Source organism: Paraburkholderia sp. BL10I2N1, assembly GCF_004361815.1.
Classification (GTDB): domain Bacteria; phylum Pseudomonadota; class Gammaproteobacteria; order Burkholderiales; family Burkholderiaceae; genus Paraburkholderia.
The window spans coordinates 96,620-112,575 of record NZ_SNWA01000002.1; the positions used below are offsets into that span (position 1 = coordinate 96,620).

Genomic DNA, 15,956 nt, shown 5'->3' on the forward strand with positions numbered 1-15,956 from the left:
ACGCGCTGAAAGCGGCCGTCGCGTCGCCGGCGTGGCCGCAAAAAAACCAGGCGTAAGATGGGATGGGCCCGGATGACTGCGCCGCTCGGTCCGTGAACCCGTGGAATTGCTGGGGCTCGCCCGACCGGCGCCCCGCCCGAAGGCGCGGCGGTCCTGCGCACATTGCGACGGAGGTCGACATGACGCGTGAACTCAGAACTGAGCAGGAGTTGATGCAGATCGTTTCACGGGCACTCGCGGACAATCCGGATACGACCGGCTGGAGTCCTACCGCCATCCAGGAACATATCGAAGACGAAGGGGGCTGCAACTGGGACATCGACTATCTGCATGGCGACAGCAAGAGTGCGAACGTCAGGGAGATCGTCATGCCGGCCGCTTCGAAGGTCATCAACGATTTGCGCAGTCGCTACAACCTGTTATAGCGTCACGTCCGCACGCTTCAGCTTCAGACATGACTAACGGGGAACACCTGGGGAGAACACCTGTATGGACCGCCTGCAGGCGATTGAAGTTTTCACACGCGTAGTCGAGACGAACAGCTTTTCGAAAGCCGCGGAACTGCTCGACCTGCCTCGCGGATCGGTGAGCACGCTGATTCAGGGCCTTGAGCAACAACTGGGCGTCCGCCTGTTGAACCGGACTACGCGGCAGGTCAGCGTCACCGAAGACGGCGCGCTTTACTATGAACGCTGCATCCGGGTCCTCGCGGAACTCGCGGATGCAGAGTCGTCGCTGTCGAACAAGCGGCAGAACCCGACCGGGACGGTTCGCGTCGATACCTCGGGCACGCTCGCGAGAACGCTGCTGCTGCCCGCGCTGGACGAGTTCTACCGCACCTATCCGCATATCGACGTGCGGCTGGGGCTGGCCGACCGGAACATCGACCTGATTCAGGACGGGGTCGACTGCGTGATCCGGATGGGCGCGCTCGAAGAGTCGAGCCTCGTCGCGCGTCGCATCGGCAGCGCGCGGATCACCACGTGCGCGTCGCCTGCCTATCTGGAAGAGCACGGCACGCCAGCCACGCTCGAAGACCTCAAGCAGCATCGTGCGATCAACTACGTGTCCGCACGCTCAGGCAAGACGTTTCCGTTCGAATTCGACGTGAATGGCGAGATCGTGAGGATATCGCTGGATGGCGCGCTCGCCGTGAACGACGGGACGGTCTATATCTCAGCGGGCGTGCATGGGTTTGGCATCATCCAGCCGTCGCGGTTCATGGTGGCCGACCTGATCGCGCGCGGCGAATTGACGGAAATCCTGACGACTTATCACGCCCCGCCCACTCCGTTGTCGATTGTTTATCCGCACCGCCGCCATCTGAGCTCGCGCGTACGCGCGTTCACCGATTGGGTGACCGAACTGGCGCATCGCAATCCCGATCTGAGCCTCTGAGCGACAGGCGCGATCTCCCAGCCTGCGCACGGCGTTGGCACGAGTCGAACCGCCTTTGATGCAGGTCAAGTCGTTGCGCGCGAAAGCACCGATCATGACGCTACGGGCCCGGGTTGGCGAGACGTCGTCGTCGGCAAGCTTTCTTCGGGGAAGGCGCTTCACCTTCGTCGTGCGCGCAGCGCAATTGCGCCCACCGCCCAGACGAACGATCGCAGCCAACGAACGCAGCCAGGGCCTGTCGGTGCTTCCGGCGATTCATAGGGTGTGTGGCGTCACAGGCCTTTACGTCGCGCGGGCAACGCCGGTCGGGAGATTTGCAGCAGCACACTTGTTCGAGGTGACCGATGGGCGTCGGCATGCAGATTGTCTACCTCGGGTTCGCCGGGTCCAACCAGCTCGAAGCCGAAGCCGGCGCGCAGTTCGTACGCCTCGAGCGCTTCGGAAAGCTCATCTCGGGCTGTCATCTCGCGATCGAAGCGTGTGGCTTCCGCTCGGGAAACCGTCTTTACGATGCAAGGCTCGACCTGATTACGCGCGGGAATGATCTGATTCCGGTCGAGCATTGCACAGATGAGGACCCGCGCGTCGCGCTGCGCGCGGCCTTCGATGCAGCGGTGCGATGGCTCGAACAGCCGTCCGCGGATGGCGGACTGGCAGACACACTGAACAGGCCCGCCAGACCCGTGTCCCGCGATGCATCTTCGGATCGGCTGGCTAGTCTGACCCAACGTGGGGAGACCAACATGTACGAACATATCCTGGTTGCACTGGACTGCAGCGAATCTTCGAAACGCGCCCTGGGCGAAGCCATTCGCATGGCGCAGCTCGCGCACGGCAAGGTTACGGCGGTCTACGTCGTGGACAGCTCCACGACGTTCGCCTATGCGGGCGAGTTTGACCCGCTTGCCTTGACGAGGGCGTTGCGGATCGACGGCGAGCGGGTGCTCGAGGAGGCTCGCAAGCTGATGGCCGGGCAGGGCGTGGCGGGTACGGCGCAGGTTGTGGAGACCGACGGTCTTTCCGAGGACGTCGCCAGTTGCCTGCGGCGCGAGGCGCAACGTGTCGGCGCCGATCTCGTCGTGCTCGGCACGCATGGCAGGCGGGGCGTGCGGCGCATGGTGATTGGCAGCGTCGCTGAGCGTTTCGTCAGGTTCTCGACGTGCCCCGTCCTGCTGGTGCGTGAAGTGCAGCCGGCACTTTGAGACAAAACAGAGTCCCCGGACCGTGTTGACATTGACGCGCAGACACCTCGTTGAGTCCTGGCGTCAAACGCCGTCCTTTTTGCAGGCAGGGCCGGTTATGCGACGTCGTCGTCCGCGAACACGCCGTGTTCCGCTACGGCAGCGTCCGGATCGACGCATTGCACGTGCCAGTGTCCCTGTTCGTGCACGGGCCCCTGGTTGCCGCACCAGTCAGCCGTCCCCGTTTCACCTTCGAATGGGCCATGCTGGCCGCTCATGTCCAGTCCGTCGAGTATGCACAGGGGGCGCGTGTCGTGTGGCGCGCAGATGAACGTGTTGCCGTGGTCCACGATCCACGCGCCCCATTCGGGCAGATCGAGTCCGACATGACCCTCGCGGGACCATTTATGTGCCTCCACATCCACCCAGAGGATGGCGTACGCGCGAGATGAACGGTAATGCGCATGGTCTTGCTCCAGTTGCCGTGCCCGCAGGCAGGCTGCGGCCGTGATGTCACTGACTCAGAACCCACACGATCAGCGTATGGGTGTCTTCAGGCGTAATCGGGCCGCCGCGGTCGGCGGGAAGCGGCATCGCCGTGTCGCCCCAATGCGCCTTGCCGCCGAGCCTCAGCTTGTTTTCGAGCATGAGGCGCGCATTGGGCACCTTGCGATAGCGCTCGGCGATCTGCTGGAACGACGGGGCGAGGAACGGGGAGTCGGTCGTGTGGCAGAACATGCAGCGATGACTGTCGATCAGCGCCGCTGGTTCAGTTTGAGCAGGCGCCGGGTTGCTCGCGGTGACGAGCAACCCGACGATGCTGAAAGCGACGTACGTGCTTTGAAGGACCCTCACGAAACACACTCCCGGACAGGTTTTCGTTCAGTGTACGGGCGGCGTGTATTGCGTCGTTGATCCATGTCAACGCGATCGACCTGGATGCACCTACTGCCAGCGCGGGCGCCGCTTGCGGGCCGAAACTGACCCTCTGCGCACCCCATGACAGGCACAAGATCATCTGGCGCCGAGGAGCGATTGATCCCGGTCAAGCGTGCCCCGGTACCACGTCTTGCAGTGCAGCACAGGCGGGCTATGCTGTATGAAGGCGCACGTCGCGCGTGGCGACGGCGGCCTCGCCATGCAGCGTGCCGGTGTCCGGGCCGAACCGCTGCCGCGTCACAGGGCCACGCATAGCGCGAGGCGAGTGTCATGCATATTCATTTTCCGCCGGAAATGCCAGAGTATTGCGCGAGGGATCTGGTGGTTGCCTTTACGGCTGTGGTGGACGGCAAGCGGGTTCAATGCGCCGTGACGGCAGAGGCGCTTGAAGATCATTTCGGCGCGGCGTCGCTGCGTGAGGACGATCTGCTCAGCGCGTTCGAAGCACACCGGTCCGCAATCGAACATTCGGCTGAGCGGATGTTGAAGGAAGTCGAAGGCAAGCCGGTGCTTCTGCATAGCGGGTTTTTCAGGTTCTGCCAGTGAATCTTCCAGGTCGGTGGCCGCGGACGCTGGCGCAGCGCCTTTCTGGCGTGCGGACAAACCGTTAAGGCAGGCCGTTCAGGAGGTGAACGATGCGTGCGATGGTATTCGACGGCAACTCGACGCCGCGCTGCTCCTCGCCCCGGTGGGCGCGCTGGTGCCCGTTGCGCTCAAGGCGGAGGCGAAGGGCGGCATCGTCGTGTGCGGCGGAATTCACATGAGCGACATTCTGTCGTTTCCATACGCATTTTTGTGGGGCGAGCGGCACGTCGTACCCACGGCAGCGATAACCCGTGCGCCGTGGCGGTTCGGCGCGGATCTGCTTTCGTCTGACTCTGCCTCGCTAGGTCTGGCCTGCCAATGCGTATAAGCATATAACGTGCGCGCGGGAGGGTCGCCCTTTCGTCTGGCTTCCCGCTATTTCGCCGGCTTCCGTGCAGAACGGGTGGCCCGCCTTGATCCTGGTCAACCCTGTGGCGTTCGACGTCTCGCAGACTAGAATTCCCTTATGCGGCGCTGGAATCCGCGCTAACAACAGGAGCGGGCGTAAGCCCAGGAGGCGGTCATGTACAAACGAATCTTCACCGCGATCGACGGCAGTGAATCCGCGCAGCGCGCGCTCGACGAGGCCGTGAAGCTGGCGCAGGTGACGGACGCCACGGTGACGGCTGTTTGCGTCGTGCAGCATGCGGCGAAACTCGTGGACGTGGGTGCCGGTTTCGTCGACGAGCCGCCCACCACAGCGGCGAGCGAGGCAGCCACGGCGGCGCTCGAACAAGCGGAAGAACGCTTCAGGCAGGCTCGCGTGAAAGGCGTCGCCCGCGCGGTCGACGCCTGGGGCGAAGACGTCGCCAGCGTGCTGAGCCGTGCGGCCGACGAATGCGAGGCCGACCTGATCGTGATCGGTACGCATGGCCGGCGCGGCTGGCGCCGGATGCTGCTGGGGAGCGTTGCGGAATCATTGGTGCGGATGACTGAGGTGCCTGTATTGCTGGTGCGGCACGATCCGGATGCCGAGTACATTCCTTCCGGCCTGTAAGGGGTTGGGCGAGAGAGGACGGTCAAGCTCGCCTTGCCTGCCGGTGGCTCAGGATTAAAAGCTGGCAAAAGAAACGCCCGGAAGCCGGGCGCCAGAAATTGCACGGGGATTTGCTCCGCGCAAAGCCTCCCTTTGGCGGCGTGCCTGCGGCGGAGCTAGTGCGACATCAGCACCGGCACGGTCATCGACTGCAGCACTTTGCGGGTCGCGCCGCCCATCACCCGTTCCTGCCACCGGGCGTGACCGTACGCGCCCATCACCAGCAGGTCGCTTCCGTCGTCGGCCACGTGCGACAGCAGGGCCTCGCCGATCGATGCGTCCGGCGCCACGGTGATGTCCCTGACTTCGACCTTGATCCCATGGCGCGCCACGACCGCCGCGATATCGGTGCCAGGAATCCGGCTGCCGGGCCGCTCGTCTTTCGCACCGTTGACCGTGAGGATCGTCGTCTGTTTCGCGTGCTTCATGAGCGGTAGCGCGTCGTGGACAGCACGCGTGGCTTCGCGGCTGCCGTCCCACGCCACTGTTACGCGCGCGCCCGTCGACGTAAAGCTGCCCGTATATGGCACGGCCAGCACAGGACGCCCGGTCGACATCACCAGGTCTTCGGGGAAATGCTCACCGACATAAGCGTCGGGATCGTCCGGGTCGTCCTGGCCGGCAACGATGAGATCGGCGCAACGCGCGAGGCGCGGAACCGCGACGTTGGCGAAGTCGTCCGTGCTGATCCAGTCGGCCTCGATCTTTGCGCGCGCGGTTTCGGCGCGAAACAGGCGCTCGATCGCGGCGCGGCGCTCATGCCGCTGGCTTTCGTGATCGGGGTACTACGCAGCCGTGCCCGCCATGACATAGAACGAGCGCGGATCGGGCGTGAAGACCGCGAATATCCCTGTGAGATGCGCGTCGAAGCGCTTTGCGATCTGCAGGGCGAATTCGAGTCGCGGATGGGCACACCGACTTGTGTCGAGATGAACAGCGATGCTTTTGTAGCTCATTGCGGCAACTCCGGTAATGAACAGGATGATGGGAATCGACGTCATCTGGAGTCTATGAGGACCGCAGTTGCAAGGCTTGACACAGATCAACCGCCCGCTGGCGGAACGCTGCTTGATGGAAGTCAATGAGCCGGGCCAAGGTTGGACTACACTGGTCAGGAACTGCTGTTGTCGGAACCCCGCGACTTTCTCGCCGTTGAAAGGAGCTCATCATGGCGACTGAACTCAACACTTCATTCGATATCTATCGCGCGAATCTCGACCTGGCGCTACGGATGGTCACCTTCGGGCTGGAGGGCCGCCGCGATGCGTGCGCGTTCCAGACGCAGCGGATCAATCGTGACCTCGCTGCGATCAGGAAACTGCAGGAAGCCTCGAGCCGATCCAAAGACCTGAACGAATACAACGCTGCGTGCCAGTCGATGTGGCAGGATTACCTGACGGCCAGCACCAGCATCTGGCAGGAGGCGCTGGGCTCCGCGGTGCGTAACCAGACCGCGTTCGGCGACGAGATGCGTGAGGCGCTGCAAAGCTGGCAGTCGGCCTGGACCACGCAGTGCCAGAAGGCGGCCGACGTAAGTGGGGCCGGCACACCGATACGGGAGTGGATGGAGCGTTTCGAGCAGGCGATTACGGGCACGACCCCGGGCGCGATGCCGGAAGGCAACAAGGGTGCCGAACCGACCCAGACAGCCGCAGAGGGCGGGCGGGCGAAGAAGGGGGAGCAGCATGTCGGCTAGACGCGTTGCTTTTGTCACGGGCGGCATGGGCGGACTCGGCGCCGCCATCAGCCGCCGGCTGCACGATGCCGGCATGACTGTCGCGATGTCGCATTCACCACGCAACGACCACATAGCGACGTGGCTCACGCACGAACGCGAGGCCGGCCGCCACTTCCGGTCTTTCGAAATCGATGTGACGGACTTCGGGTCATGCGAGCGCGGCGCGCGGCAGGTGCTGGACGATTTCGGCGCCGTCGATGTGCTGATCAATAACGCGGGCATCACGCGCGACTCGACCTTCGTCAAGATGACGAAGAGCGACTGGGACGCCGTTCTGCGCACCGATCTGGACGCGCTGTTCAACATGACCAAGCCGTTTATCGGCGGCATGATCGAGCGGCATTTCGGGCGGGTCGTCAACATCGGGTCGGTGAATGGTTCGCGCGGCGCGTTCGGCCAGACGAACTATTCGGCCGCGAAGGCGGGCATCCATGGCATGACGAAGTCGCTGGCGCTCGAGGTGGCGAAATATGGTGTGACCGTCAATACGGTCTCGCCCGGCTATCTGGCGACGTCGATGGTTGAATCGGTTCCGAAGGACGTCATGGAAAAGAAGATCCTGCCGCAGATTCCGGTCGGCAGGCTCGGCCAGCCCGACGAGATCGCCGCGCTGATCGCGTTTCTTTGTTCCGATGACGCTGGATTCATCACCGGCGCGGATTTTGCGATCAACGGCGGCATGCATATGTAATGAGGCATGAGATCGTCGATGTGGCGTCCCCCGGCAAGGTGGCGCGCGAGCCGTCGATGCTGAAGACGGTCCGTTCCGGCCGGCTTGATCCGACGCAACTGATCACTCATCGCTTTCATCTGGAAGAAATGGGGAGCGCTTACGATGCGTTCGGTCGCGCGGCGGATACGCATGCGTTGAAGGTCGTAATCCAGGTGCCGGAGACGCCGCGCCGTGCCGGTTACGCGTGTGGCCTTCCCGGTCAACCTCAGGATCGAAACGGGATACGACAGTCAAAGAGTACCTCTTGCCGCAAACGCGTCATGGAATCACGTCGACCGACGACCTTGCACTGGCACGCCTCGCCAAAAGTGCAGCCTGATGTCCTGATTCATGAACGCACGTGGCTGGCACAAACGCCGGAGATGAGCAGATGAATGACGCGTATGAGAGGCGAGCCCTTTTGCTTCATCTGGGAGACGTGCTGGAAGCGATAGCGAGCGTGGCGAATGAAGGCCACGACGTTCGGACCATGCACGAACTGATCTCCGCCAATGCATCCCTTGCCCGATTCACGCTTCTTGCACAGATCTCGCCCGGCATGCGGGCGCGCGAGTTCGTCCAGCGTGCAAGCCGGGCCTTTGCCTCCTGGCCGCGGGAATTGCTGGAACTGGAGTTGAACCGGGCGGAACTGGCGCTGACGGCACAGCAGGCCCTTTTTGCAAACAATCCGAAGGGCTGGAGCGAGTACGTCGCGATGCTGAGCGCGGAGGTTCCCTGGTTCGGCGACGGGATGTCGCTGGCGGAAGCGGCCGTGACCGGTGAAACGGCCGCGGTCGCCGACGAGACTGAGCCCGTCGCGATGGACAGCGACGTCGAAGCGGTTTCAGAGCAGGAGCCGTCGAATGCGGGCGATGTCGAACGCAACAGCGAAACTGACGTGCCAAGGCGTCGCGAAGGCGTGGAGAGCATCGAGCGCATTTATCCGTCCTGGCCCTGGAAAGCGGACAGCTAGCCGCGGCGCCCGCGTATCACTCATTCAGGCCGTTATCGTAAGGAGAGAGCGATGATCGAGGTGACGAACACTTACGACCTGCAGACCGGCGTCGATCTACAGGCTTACGGCGACTGGGCGAAGCGGGCGGCTGCCGCGATCGTCAGGCAGCCGGGTCTGGTCGAATTGCGCGCGAATCGCAATATGCTCGGCACCCCGCAGATTCGCACGACCACCTGCTGGCAATCCGCTAGCGACTGGGCGAAGTTCGCCGACGGCCCCTGGCATGAACTGGAGCAGGAATTCCGGACCTTCGTGACGAATTTCAAGGTCGAGATGTGGGGGCCTTCCCCGGTCCTGCCTGTACCGCTTCGCCCCGATGATGACAATCAGGCGGGCTTTCTCGGCATGTAGACCGCCATTGCTGCGCGCAGGGATGCAAGTCGTTCGCCCGACAGGCGAGACGGGCGTGTCTCATGGCCCGCGCGTTACGCCGGATACGGCGAGCGGCGACACGCTATTTGCCAGTCGTGCCAGCCGGTATGGCCCGCTTGGTACTCTTGCGGCCTGCCGGAGCAGGTGCGCCGCCAGGCGTCATCTCCGATGCGGACGTGGCACTACCTGTCTCGGCCGGCACCGCCGATTGCTTCGCCAGCGTTTCGGACGAACTCTGCGTTACGGCTTGCGCTTTCCTCCATTGTTCTTGAGCGGATGCAGGAAACTGCTGCTGCATGGCAACAGCGATGTCGGAAAGCTGGTGGCTGTAAGAGAGGATCTGTCCGGCCACGGCAGGCGCGATGAGCGTCGGCAAGGCCAGCAACTCTTGCACGTTGTTTGCCGCGAGTGCCTTGTTGAGCAGTTCCTGGTTTTCGGCGAGGCCGAACTTGAGCGCCTCAAGGTTCAGGGCAGTCAGCTTTGCGAAGGCTTCGAGCGACCGGTTCGCCAGACCGAACAGCACGTCGATGCGTGGGTCCTGCGCAGTGGCCAGCGGGTTGGGAGTAGGCGTACTCATCATTGCTCCGTCAGGTGAAACATCGAATGCGGGATTCCCGGATAGAGGGCTGGAACATCGATGCCGGAATCCGGGCCGGACCTAATGAATATATGCGCTTGCCGCGTTGAAACCAACGGTTTGCGCGAGGATCGGCAATTCGTCTTCATTTCGCATGGGCCTGTGCGGGGACGAGGGCTGGACCATCAACGGACAGTGCGATGGAAGCCAATCCCGCGCACGCGGTGGTGAGAGAATCGTTAAGCGTCAAGGAGACATTTCTCATGACTATTTCAGCGAGAGTAACCGAAAGCGGCTGGGACGTTTCCGTCGAGACCAACGAGGTCGCGGGCGGATTCGCCTGCACCATTCATGTCACCCAACGCACGCCGACGAGATTTTCGAACATCAATTTCTCCATGGCGAGGTGTTTTCAACGGAACGCGAGGCGGTGCTCTCCGGCTTGCGCGAAGGCATGCTCTGGCTCGAGTTGAAGATTGCGAAAACCATCCGGCTGTAAGCCCCGGCTTGCGTAACCTGGCTTCGATTGAGCCGTGTGCCCGGCCACCCCGCGATGAAAATTACCCATGATCCGCAGCGGATACTGTTCGCGGTCGATGGAAGTAGCGGGTCGTTGCGGGCGTTGCGCTCAGGCGTCCCGAAACGGCGGAGTGAAGTGCGGACTCTCGCGCAAACGCGCTACCTCACTGGTGCGGTTTCCGCAGATCAACTCCGCGGCTGCTCTACCGGCAACGGCGTCGCGCGATGGGCAGTTGTGCGGCAGATCTGCCGGATGTCGGCCACTTCCAGGACCGCTTTTTCCGCTCCGCCGCTGGCAACCGCGAGCATGGCTTGGCCGATGTCCGCCGTCGTCAGGATGTGATCGGGCAACAGACCGCGCAGGATCGTCAGCAGCGGGTTCGCGATAGCGTAGAGGATCCGGTATGAACGCGTCTTCGAGCGGATTCCGTCTAGAGGCTGAATCGCGCCCGGACGAAAGAGATAGACCGCCTTGAACGGCAGACGCTGCAGCGCGTTTTCCGTGCGTCCCTTGACGCGCGCCCACATGCTGCGGCCCCGTTCAGTGCTGTCGGCGCCCGCTCCCGACACATACACAAACGTCATGTCGGGATTGAGGCGAGTGAGCGTCCGTGCGGCCGCGAGCGTGAGGTCGAAGGTCAGCCGGCTGTAGTCCGTCTCGCTCATTCCCGCCGACGACACCCCCAGACAGAAAAAGCACGCATCGAATCCTTTCAGTGACGATTCGATCGAGTCGTAGCTGAACATGTCGTGGTGAATGAGTTCGCGCATGCGCGGGTCCAGTTGACCCGTCGATGTACGGCCTACCGCCTGCACGAGGTCGACGTCCGCCGACCGCAGGCATTCGCGCAGCACGCCTTGTCCTACCATGCCCGTAGCGCCGAATATCAGGATCTTCATTGCGGGCCTCCTGGCCACTTCACGTGTGTGAGGTTCTCCGATATTTGCCATAGTTGCGCGGCCACTGCGGTGTCCAGAGCGCGCTTCGCGATGGCGGCCTCGCCGACGGGGCCTTTCAGCTCGAAGAGACCCGACGGCCCATAGTAGCCGGCCGCCTTTGCGTCGGGAGAGGTGGCGGCAAACAGCGTCGGCAGCGCGCCGTCAGCAGCGGACTGGCTCATCATCGGCTCGAGGGTCCAGCGATTGATTTTTTGCAGCACGCCGTCGCCCGGGCCGTTGGCGATCAGGTCGGTGCGTGCGTAGCCCGGATGCGCTGCGTTGCAGAGCAACTCCCAACCGTGCGCATCGCTGCGCCGCTGAAGTTCGAAGGCAAACATCAGCATGGCCAGCTTCGATTGTGCGTAGGCCGGCCATGGTTCATAGCCGTGGGCCCATTGCAGGTCGTCGAAATGGATCGCCGCGCGCAGCCTGTGCGCGATGCTCGCGAGGTTGACGACGCGCGCTTGCCGGCCTCGGCGTAGTAGAGGCAGCAGTTGGGCCGTCAATGCGAAGTGGCCAAGATAATTCGTGCCGAACTGCAACTCGAAGTTGTCGGGCGTAGTTTGCCGCGTGGGCGGTGCCATCACGCCGGCGTTGTTGACCAGCAGGTCGAGGGCATCGCGCCCGCTCGCGAAATGTTCGGCAAACTGCCGGACCGACGCGAGGCTCGTGAGGTCGAGCTGCGCGTAGCGGATCGAAGCGCCCGGATGACGTGCGCGGATCCGGTCGAGTGCCGCACGCCCTTTTGCTTCGTTGCGTCCCGTCAGAACGACGTCGGCGCCGGCACCAGCCAGTCCCATCGCCGTTTCAAGTCCAAGGCCGGCGGTCGCGCCAGTAATGATCGCGAGGCGCCCGGCCTGGGGCGGAATATCGACGGTGCTCCAGTTAGCCATATCGCGCGTCCTTATACCTTGGGAAACGCCGGCACGGGGCCGGGCGCTCCAAAGTCAGTGGAGAGGCTGACTTCGTGCCATTGCGCAGCGCTCGCAGCGCGGGTCCGGTCGCCTTTGCCGGAAAAGTGAAGCGCGTCGCTGCCAAGCAGAAAATGCGCCGGCAAGTTGTCGTGATACGCGAGCCGAAGCACCACTTCCGCCACCCTGGCGGGATCGCCGGTTTCGTTTCCGACGTACTGGCCGAGCAGTTCGACAATCTTGCCTACCGAAGGCAGATAGTCCGGAAGCAGGTCGGGGAGGGCGCTGCCCGCCTCGGTGCTCCAGTCGGTTTTCATGCTGCCAGGTTCGAGCGCCGTCACCTTGACGCCAAACGGTGCAAGCTCCTGGCTGATCACCTCAGTGAAGCCGCCGACCGCCCATTTTGCCGCTTGATATGCGCTGAATCCCGCCATGCCAATGCGTCCCCCGACCGACGAGATCTGGATGATGTGCCCTGAGCGCTGCTGGCGCAAAACGGGCAGCGCGGCGCGGGTCACGTTCACGACTCCGTAGAAGTTGGTGTCGTTCGTTGACAAGATTCCGCAAACCCTGCAATCGGTGACACGTTATGCCGCTGGCAGCCCGGCAGGGACGCAGCACCCGCGGGAAGCGAAAGCCTTACTCGAGTTTCTTTCGTCTCCGGAGGCAGCGCCGGAGGTCGCGAAAACCGGACTTGATCCGGTTAGCGGCAAGTGAGCCGCTTCGACTTACAGGCGCTACCGGATCTCGACTTCAACGAACACCACCTCATGCTCACTATCGTTCACGACATTGTGCTCGACGCCCTTCAGGCCGGCATAGCTTTGTCCCGCATGCAGTTCCGACTCGCGGTTGCCAGCCTTTGTTTCGAGCAGCAGGCGGCCATTTGTCTGCGGGACGACGACACAGTCGTGGCCGTGCACGTGCCAGCCGGTTTCGGCGCCGGGTGCAAAACGCCACTCCGTGACGATCACTCGATCGTTTGATACCTGTGTAGTCGCGACTGCCGGGGTACGTGCCATGTTCCTGTCTCGTGACGAAAGAGTGAGTGTATGAAGTTGCGGAAACCGCCTTAGCTTATCAGCCGGTGCGCCCAGCGCAATTAACTATGCCTTTATCGCTTTCGGGCAGCCTGATCCATGACAAGAACAGCGACACGCCGTCGATCTGCGCTTGCGTGGCCGTCGCGTACCAACGATCATAGTCGCGATCGCGGCGCGCCATTTGCCTATGCGGCGCCGCTTGATGCGGGCAACGGGCGGATCCCGCGGGAGCCAATGCAGCATGGAAGAAACTGACAAACTGGAGCGGGCCGTTTCGTGGCTGCGCGAGGCAGACGGTCTGCTCGTGACGGCGGGTGCGGGGATGGGCGTCGATTCGGGCCTGCCGGACTTTCGCGGTGCAGAGGGATTCTGGCAAGCTTATCCGGCATTGAAAAGCCATCGGTTGACGTTCCAGGATATGGCCAATCCCCGGACGCTAATCCGATACCCCAGGCTTGGCTGGGGATTCTATGGGCACCGCCTTCAGCTCTACCGCGGCACCAGGCCGCACGCCGGCTTTCAGATACTTCGCCGCTGGGCGGAGAGTATGCGGCATGGAGCAGCGGTGTTCACCAGTAACGTCGACGGTCAATTTCAGAAGGTCGGATTTCCGGATGAGCGGGTCGCCGAGTGCCATGGGTCCATTCACGTTCTCCAATGCTCGGAGGTCTGCTCCGATGCGATGTGGTCGGCGGAATCGTTTCAGCCCGTGGTCGACACGGCGGCCTGCGAGCTGGTCAATGACGTACCGGTCTGCCCGCACTGCGGCGCCATTGCGCGCCCCAACATCCTGATGTTCGGCGACTACGACTGGATTGCGCTGCGCACAGAACAGCAGGAGACGCGGCTCAACGCATGGCTCTCTGCGGTCCACCGTGTTGTGATCGTAGAGCTGGGAGCGGGCAAGGCGATACCGACGGTTCGGCAGTTCAGCGAGTACGCCGGACCGCGCGTGATCCGTATCAACCTCCGGGAGCCAGGCATTGCATTGCACCGGGGAGTTGGCATAGCCGGAAGAGCGCAGGAAACCCTCCAGCGGCTGAACGAGATGCTCGGCGCCTCGTAAATTTCTCATCCATAGCGGCACTCCCGTTCGCAGGTGAGCCGCTCGCAACGGCACTTGACGCACCGATCTTCATGCCGCTCGACGCTTCCCGGCATAGCGAGCTCGAAGCCGTGTTTGAGCGCATCGACAAGGGATGGGGTAGTCTCGATATTCTGGTACGTTCGATCGCGTAGGCGTCGAAGGACGATCTGCAAGGCGGCCTGCTCAACTTTTCGAAGGAAGGCTTCGCGAGTGCGACGGACATTTCCTGCCACTCCCGCTCAAGACAAGAGACGCTTCGGGCCTGAAGGATTTCGATCTCCTGCCCACCGAGGCCGCGCAGCGGGCGCCGCTGGGTGAGCTGGTCGACATCATGGATGTCGGCTTTGCCTGCGCGTTTCTGGCAACGCCCTACGCCCGGCGACTGTCGGGCGAGACGTTGTATAACGATGGCGGCGTCAACATCATGGCCTGAGCGAAGAATTCAAGGAAACTGGAGGGCGACATCATGGCCGATCTCTGGGTAGGAAGCAGGGAAGACGACGCTTCCGACGACGAGATCAGGGAATGCCTGATCAAGTACGGGTTCCCGTCGTTTGACGAGATCCAGCGCTATTCGGGAACCAGTGCGCGGCCCGCCGTCGCGCTGAACTTCAACGACACGACTTCGGACGCGTTACGAAGTCTGCAGCCGCGGGTGCACGACATGTTCCGGAAAGACCGGACAATCGTCGTGCAGGTCATGCCCGGGCGCGAGGAGCGCCAGACGGAGCGGAGGCACTGAAGATGGGCTTTTTCCGCTGGCTGCTGGGCCGGGATACCGCGGCCGTCAACGCCGATGAACAGGAGACCCGCGAGATAGTGGAGCGCATGGTCAAGCTCAGTCCGCAGCTGCGGCTCGCGACCCAGTATCAGAAGCGCCTTGGGAAAGCCGTCGGAATCTCGCTCTCGTATGTCAGCGAACTGGTGAATGCCTTGCCGGGAGCGCACGAGGCCAGCGCCTCGGCATGGTCGAACGATCCGGCTATCCACGCGTTCTTCGCAACGCCCGACGATGTGGCGCACGCACTGAGCCGCTCGGCCAGCCTGCGCGCACATTTCGAGCAGAACCCCCTGGCACGCGAAGCCTTCGGGGTGCTCGGCATGGCGATGACGGAACGCCGAGTCCTCGGCACAGTTCAGAAGGGCGACTCGGTGCTTTCGGATGTCGCGCAGACCGCCGTCAGCTTCAGCGATCATCAGGTGCGCGTGTGCGGCGCCACGGAGGCCGAACTCCGGTATGAAATCGTGCGGCGTGTCCTGGATCAGCTCACCCTTGAAGGCATCGCGAAGATCGAGGCCGACGCATCGCGCCGCGACCTGCTCAAGCGTGAACGCGCGCTGCTCAAGGCGCGCCTGCAGCTTCTGGAGCGGCAGGGGGCCGGCATAGGCGCAGTGCTCGGCAGCGGGGCTTCGGTCGACATTACGGAGCTGGCGCGCCTGCAAGCGCAAATCGACGAAAACGACAGAAACCTCGCCGACCTCGGCTCGCAAACCGATGCGCTCGACCGCCAGCTCGAGACGATCCGCGATGTCCTTGCGCAGCCCGCACCGCACGTCTATGTCACGACGAAGAAATTGCGGCTCAACAAAATGAACGTGGTCGTCGAGGACGGTGCGCCGGAGGACGGCGCGGAGATCGAATTCCGGGTCGCCCGCATTCCCGCCAGCCCGGCCGGCATGCGCGCTTTCTCGCTGGTGCGTTTTGCGCGCGCCGACCTGCTGTCGGCGCCAAGCATGGACGACGCGGCGAAACGATTGTTGATCTGAGGCGATTGTCCCGCGATGGCTCCGTGCGGTGACCGGTTGGCGGGATCGTGACGGCTGCTGGTCGTGTTGCCACTTGTTTCAGGCGTCATATTTCGGCGTGCTTGCCGCGGTGAGGGTATCGGGCATCGCGTACGGTG

General features: G+C 63.0%; 20 protein-coding genes and 5 pseudogenes. 17 read left to right on the forward strand and 8 right to left on the reverse strand.

Annotation, left to right across the window (positions count from 1 at the left end; all coding sequences use genetic code 11):
* Positions 1-179: 179 nt before the first annotated feature.
* The 3 genes from B0G77_RS22295 to B0G77_RS45570 all read left to right on the forward strand — a co-directional run bounded on the left by B0G77_RS22295 (position 180) and on the right by B0G77_RS45570 (position 2,600).
* Positions 180-425, forward strand: a complete 246-nt coding sequence (locus tag B0G77_RS22295; RefSeq protein ID WP_133664306.1) for a hypothetical protein — start codon at positions 180-182, stop codon at positions 423-425.
* A gap of 64 nt (positions 426-489) precedes the next feature.
* Positions 490-1,398, forward strand: a complete 909-nt coding sequence (locus B0G77_RS22300) for a LysR family transcriptional regulator (RefSeq protein WP_133664307.1) — start codon at positions 490-492, stop codon at positions 1,396-1,398.
* Between the two features lie 356 nt (positions 1,399-1,754).
* The gene (locus tag B0G77_RS45570; protein ID WP_347814182.1) at positions 1,755-2,600 is read left to right on the forward strand and encodes a universal stress protein; all 846 of its coding nucleotides are present in this window, start codon (positions 1,755-1,757) and stop codon (positions 2,598-2,600) included.
* A 95-nt stretch (positions 2,601-2,695) separates the two neighbouring features.
* Here the strand turns inward: B0G77_RS45570 and B0G77_RS22310 are convergent, their stop codons facing one another.
* Positions 2,696-2,998, reverse strand: coding sequence for a DUF3564 family protein (locus B0G77_RS22310; RefSeq protein ID WP_347814183.1), 303 nt, complete (start codon positions 2,996-2,998; stop codon positions 2,696-2,698).
* 94 nt (positions 2,999-3,092) lie between these two features.
* Positions 3,093-3,398, reverse strand: coding sequence for a cytochrome C (locus tag B0G77_RS22315; protein ID WP_133666814.1), 306 nt, complete (start codon positions 3,396-3,398; stop codon positions 3,093-3,095).
* A 390-nt stretch (positions 3,399-3,788) separates the two neighbouring features.
* On the opposite strand from B0G77_RS22315, the gene B0G77_RS22320 reads away from it, so the two are divergent.
* The 3 genes and pseudogenes from B0G77_RS22320 to B0G77_RS22330 all read left to right on the forward strand — a co-directional run bounded on the left by B0G77_RS22320 (position 3,789) and on the right by B0G77_RS22330 (position 5,100).
* On the forward strand, positions 3,789-4,064 hold the full coding sequence (locus tag B0G77_RS22320; protein WP_133664309.1) for a DUF1488 domain-containing protein: 276 nt from the start codon (positions 3,789-3,791) through the stop codon (positions 4,062-4,064).
* A 112-nt stretch (positions 4,065-4,176) separates the two neighbouring features.
* Positions 4,177-4,359, forward strand: a pseudogene (locus tag B0G77_RS22325) (alcohol dehydrogenase); the annotation flags it as partial.
* Between the two features lie 267 nt (positions 4,360-4,626).
* On the forward strand, positions 4,627-5,100 hold the full coding sequence (locus tag B0G77_RS22330; protein ID WP_133664310.1) for a universal stress protein: 474 nt from the start codon (positions 4,627-4,629) through the stop codon (positions 5,098-5,100).
* Positions 5,101-5,255: 155 nt separating this feature from the next.
* On the opposite strand, the pseudogene B0G77_RS22335 reads toward B0G77_RS22330, so the two are convergent.
* Positions 5,256-6,095 (reverse strand): annotated as a pseudogene (locus tag B0G77_RS22335) (universal stress protein).
* 212 nt (positions 6,096-6,307) lie between these two features.
* On the opposite strand from B0G77_RS22335, the gene B0G77_RS22340 reads away from it, so the two are divergent.
* From B0G77_RS22340 to B0G77_RS22360, 5 genes and pseudogenes are all read left to right on the forward strand, one after another.
* Positions 6,308-6,835, forward strand: a complete 528-nt coding sequence (locus B0G77_RS22340; RefSeq protein ID WP_133664311.1) for a hypothetical protein — start codon at positions 6,308-6,310, stop codon at positions 6,833-6,835.
* On the forward strand, positions 6,825-7,568 hold the full coding sequence (locus B0G77_RS22345; RefSeq protein WP_133664312.1) for a beta-ketoacyl-ACP reductase: 744 nt from the start codon (positions 6,825-6,827) through the stop codon (positions 7,566-7,568). The genes B0G77_RS22340 and B0G77_RS22345 overlap by 11 nt, the downstream gene beginning before the upstream one ends.
* A gap of 50 nt (positions 7,569-7,618) precedes the next feature.
* Positions 7,619-7,765: pseudogene (locus B0G77_RS44425) on the forward strand (alcohol dehydrogenase); the annotation flags it as partial.
* 215 nt (positions 7,766-7,980) lie between these two features.
* Complete coding sequence (locus tag B0G77_RS22355) at positions 7,981-8,562, forward strand: hypothetical protein (protein ID WP_133664313.1); 582 nt, start codon at positions 7,981-7,983, stop codon at positions 8,560-8,562.
* Positions 8,563-8,613: 51 nt separating this feature from the next.
* Positions 8,614-8,955 (forward strand): hypothetical protein, encoded by a 342-nt coding sequence (locus tag B0G77_RS22360; RefSeq protein WP_133664314.1) that lies wholly within the window; start codon positions 8,614-8,616, stop codon positions 8,953-8,955.
* Positions 8,956-9,058: 103 nt separating this feature from the next.
* On the opposite strand, the gene phaP is transcribed toward B0G77_RS22360, so the two are convergent.
* Positions 9,059-9,553 carry a TIGR01841 family phasin gene (gene phaP, locus B0G77_RS22365; RefSeq protein ID WP_166656250.1) on the reverse strand — a complete coding sequence of 165 codons (495 nt, stop codon included), beginning with the start codon at positions 9,551-9,553 and terminating at the stop codon, positions 9,059-9,061.
* Between the two features lie 106 nt (positions 9,554-9,659).
* Here phaP and B0G77_RS44430 point away from each other — a divergent pair, with 106 nt between their 5' ends.
* Positions 9,660-10,052, forward strand: coding sequence for a hypothetical protein (locus B0G77_RS44430; RefSeq protein ID WP_243751164.1), 393 nt, complete (start codon positions 9,660-9,662; stop codon positions 10,050-10,052).
* A gap of 206 nt (positions 10,053-10,258) precedes the next feature.
* On the opposite strand, the gene B0G77_RS22375 is transcribed toward B0G77_RS44430, so the two are convergent.
* Genes B0G77_RS22375 through B0G77_RS22385 form a run of 3 tightly spaced genes read right to left on the reverse strand, consistent with a single transcriptional unit; the run spans position 10,259 to position 12,446 of the window.
* Positions 10,259-10,972 (reverse strand): NAD-dependent epimerase/dehydratase family protein, encoded by a 714-nt coding sequence (locus B0G77_RS22375; RefSeq protein ID WP_133664316.1) that lies wholly within the window; start codon positions 10,970-10,972, stop codon positions 10,259-10,261.
* Positions 10,969-11,904 (reverse strand): SDR family oxidoreductase, encoded by a 936-nt coding sequence (locus tag B0G77_RS22380; protein WP_133664317.1) that lies wholly within the window; start codon positions 11,902-11,904, stop codon positions 10,969-10,971. The genes B0G77_RS22375 and B0G77_RS22380 overlap by 4 nt, the downstream gene beginning before the upstream one ends.
* Positions 11,905-11,915: 11 nt before the next feature.
* Complete coding sequence (locus tag B0G77_RS22385) at positions 11,916-12,446, reverse strand: SDR family NAD(P)-dependent oxidoreductase (protein WP_347814204.1); 531 nt, start codon at positions 12,444-12,446, stop codon at positions 11,916-11,918.
* A 19-nt stretch (positions 12,447-12,465) separates the two neighbouring features.
* Between B0G77_RS22385 and B0G77_RS22390 the strand changes: the two are divergent.
* A pseudogene (locus B0G77_RS22390) lies at positions 12,466-12,639 on the forward strand (substrate-binding domain-containing protein); the annotation flags it as partial.
* Between the two features lie 20 nt (positions 12,640-12,659).
* On the opposite strand, the gene B0G77_RS22395 reads toward B0G77_RS22390, so the two are convergent.
* Positions 12,660-12,944, reverse strand: a complete 285-nt coding sequence (locus B0G77_RS22395; RefSeq protein WP_133664320.1) for a cupin domain-containing protein — start codon at positions 12,942-12,944, stop codon at positions 12,660-12,662.
* 262 nt (positions 12,945-13,206) lie between these two features.
* On the opposite strand from B0G77_RS22395, the gene B0G77_RS22400 reads away from it, so the two are divergent.
* The 4 genes and pseudogenes from B0G77_RS22400 to B0G77_RS22415 all read left to right on the forward strand — a co-directional run bounded on the left by B0G77_RS22400 (position 13,207) and on the right by B0G77_RS22415 (position 15,819).
* On the forward strand, positions 13,207-14,031 hold the full coding sequence (locus B0G77_RS22400) for a Sir2 family NAD-dependent protein deacetylase (RefSeq protein WP_133664321.1): 825 nt from the start codon (positions 13,207-13,209) through the stop codon (positions 14,029-14,031).
* Positions 14,032-14,054: 23 nt separating this feature from the next.
* Positions 14,055-14,485: pseudogene (locus B0G77_RS22405) on the forward strand (SDR family oxidoreductase); the annotation flags it as partial.
* 33 nt (positions 14,486-14,518) lie between these two features.
* Positions 14,519-14,794, forward strand: coding sequence for an RNA-binding protein (locus tag B0G77_RS22410; RefSeq protein ID WP_133664322.1), 276 nt, complete (start codon positions 14,519-14,521; stop codon positions 14,792-14,794).
* Between the two features lie 2 nt (positions 14,795-14,796).
* Positions 14,797-15,819, forward strand: coding sequence for a hypothetical protein (locus tag B0G77_RS22415; RefSeq protein WP_133664323.1), 1,023 nt, complete (start codon positions 14,797-14,799; stop codon positions 15,817-15,819).
* Positions 15,820-15,956: the final 137 nt, after the last annotated feature.

What these genes read in the sequence shown, in the direction of transcription:
- B0G77_RS22345 (WP_133664312.1), top strand. Translation starts at nt 6,825, where the DNA reads ATGTCGGCTAGACGCGTTGCTTTTGTCACGGGCGGCATGGGCGGACTC.
- B0G77_RS22375 (WP_133664316.1), bottom strand. Translation starts at nt 10,972, where the DNA reads ATGAAGATCCTGATATTCGGCGCTACGGGCATGGTAGGACAAGGCGTG.
- B0G77_RS22360 (WP_133664314.1), top strand. Translation starts at nt 8,614, where the DNA reads ATGATCGAGGTGACGAACACTTACGACCTGCAGACCGGCGTCGATCTA.
- B0G77_RS22400 (WP_133664321.1), top strand. Translation starts at nt 13,207, where the DNA reads ATGGAAGAAACTGACAAACTGGAGCGGGCCGTTTCGTGGCTGCGCGAG.
- B0G77_RS22330 (WP_133664310.1), top strand. Translation starts at nt 4,627, where the DNA reads ATGTACAAACGAATCTTCACCGCGATCGACGGCAGTGAATCCGCGCAG.
- B0G77_RS22300 (WP_133664307.1), top strand. Translation starts at nt 490, where the DNA reads ATGGACCGCCTGCAGGCGATTGAAGTTTTCACACGCGTAGTCGAGACG.
- B0G77_RS22295 (WP_133664306.1), top strand. Translation starts at nt 180, where the DNA reads ATGACGCGTGAACTCAGAACTGAGCAGGAGTTGATGCAGATCGTTTCA.
- B0G77_RS22320 (WP_133664309.1), top strand. Translation starts at nt 3,789, where the DNA reads ATGCATATTCATTTTCCGCCGGAAATGCCAGAGTATTGCGCGAGGGAT.
- B0G77_RS45570 (WP_347814182.1), top strand. Translation starts at nt 1,755, where the DNA reads ATGCAGATTGTCTACCTCGGGTTCGCCGGGTCCAACCAGCTCGAAGCC.
- B0G77_RS22410 (WP_133664322.1), top strand. Translation starts at nt 14,519, where the DNA reads ATGGCCGATCTCTGGGTAGGAAGCAGGGAAGACGACGCTTCCGACGAC.
- B0G77_RS22355 (WP_133664313.1), top strand. Translation starts at nt 7,981, where the DNA reads ATGAATGACGCGTATGAGAGGCGAGCCCTTTTGCTTCATCTGGGAGAC.
- B0G77_RS22395 (WP_133664320.1), bottom strand. Translation starts at nt 12,944, where the DNA reads ATGGCACGTACCCCGGCAGTCGCGACTACACAGGTATCAAACGATCGA.
- B0G77_RS22340 (WP_133664311.1), top strand. Translation starts at nt 6,308, where the DNA reads ATGGCGACTGAACTCAACACTTCATTCGATATCTATCGCGCGAATCTC.
- B0G77_RS22380 (WP_133664317.1), bottom strand. Translation starts at nt 11,904, where the DNA reads ATGGCTAACTGGAGCACCGTCGATATTCCGCCCCAGGCCGGGCGCCTC.
- B0G77_RS22415 (WP_133664323.1), top strand. Translation starts at nt 14,797, where the DNA reads ATGGGCTTTTTCCGCTGGCTGCTGGGCCGGGATACCGCGGCCGTCAAC.
- phaP (WP_166656250.1), bottom strand. Translation starts at nt 9,553, where the DNA reads ATGAGTACGCCTACTCCCAACCCGCTGGCCACTGCGCAGGACCCACGC.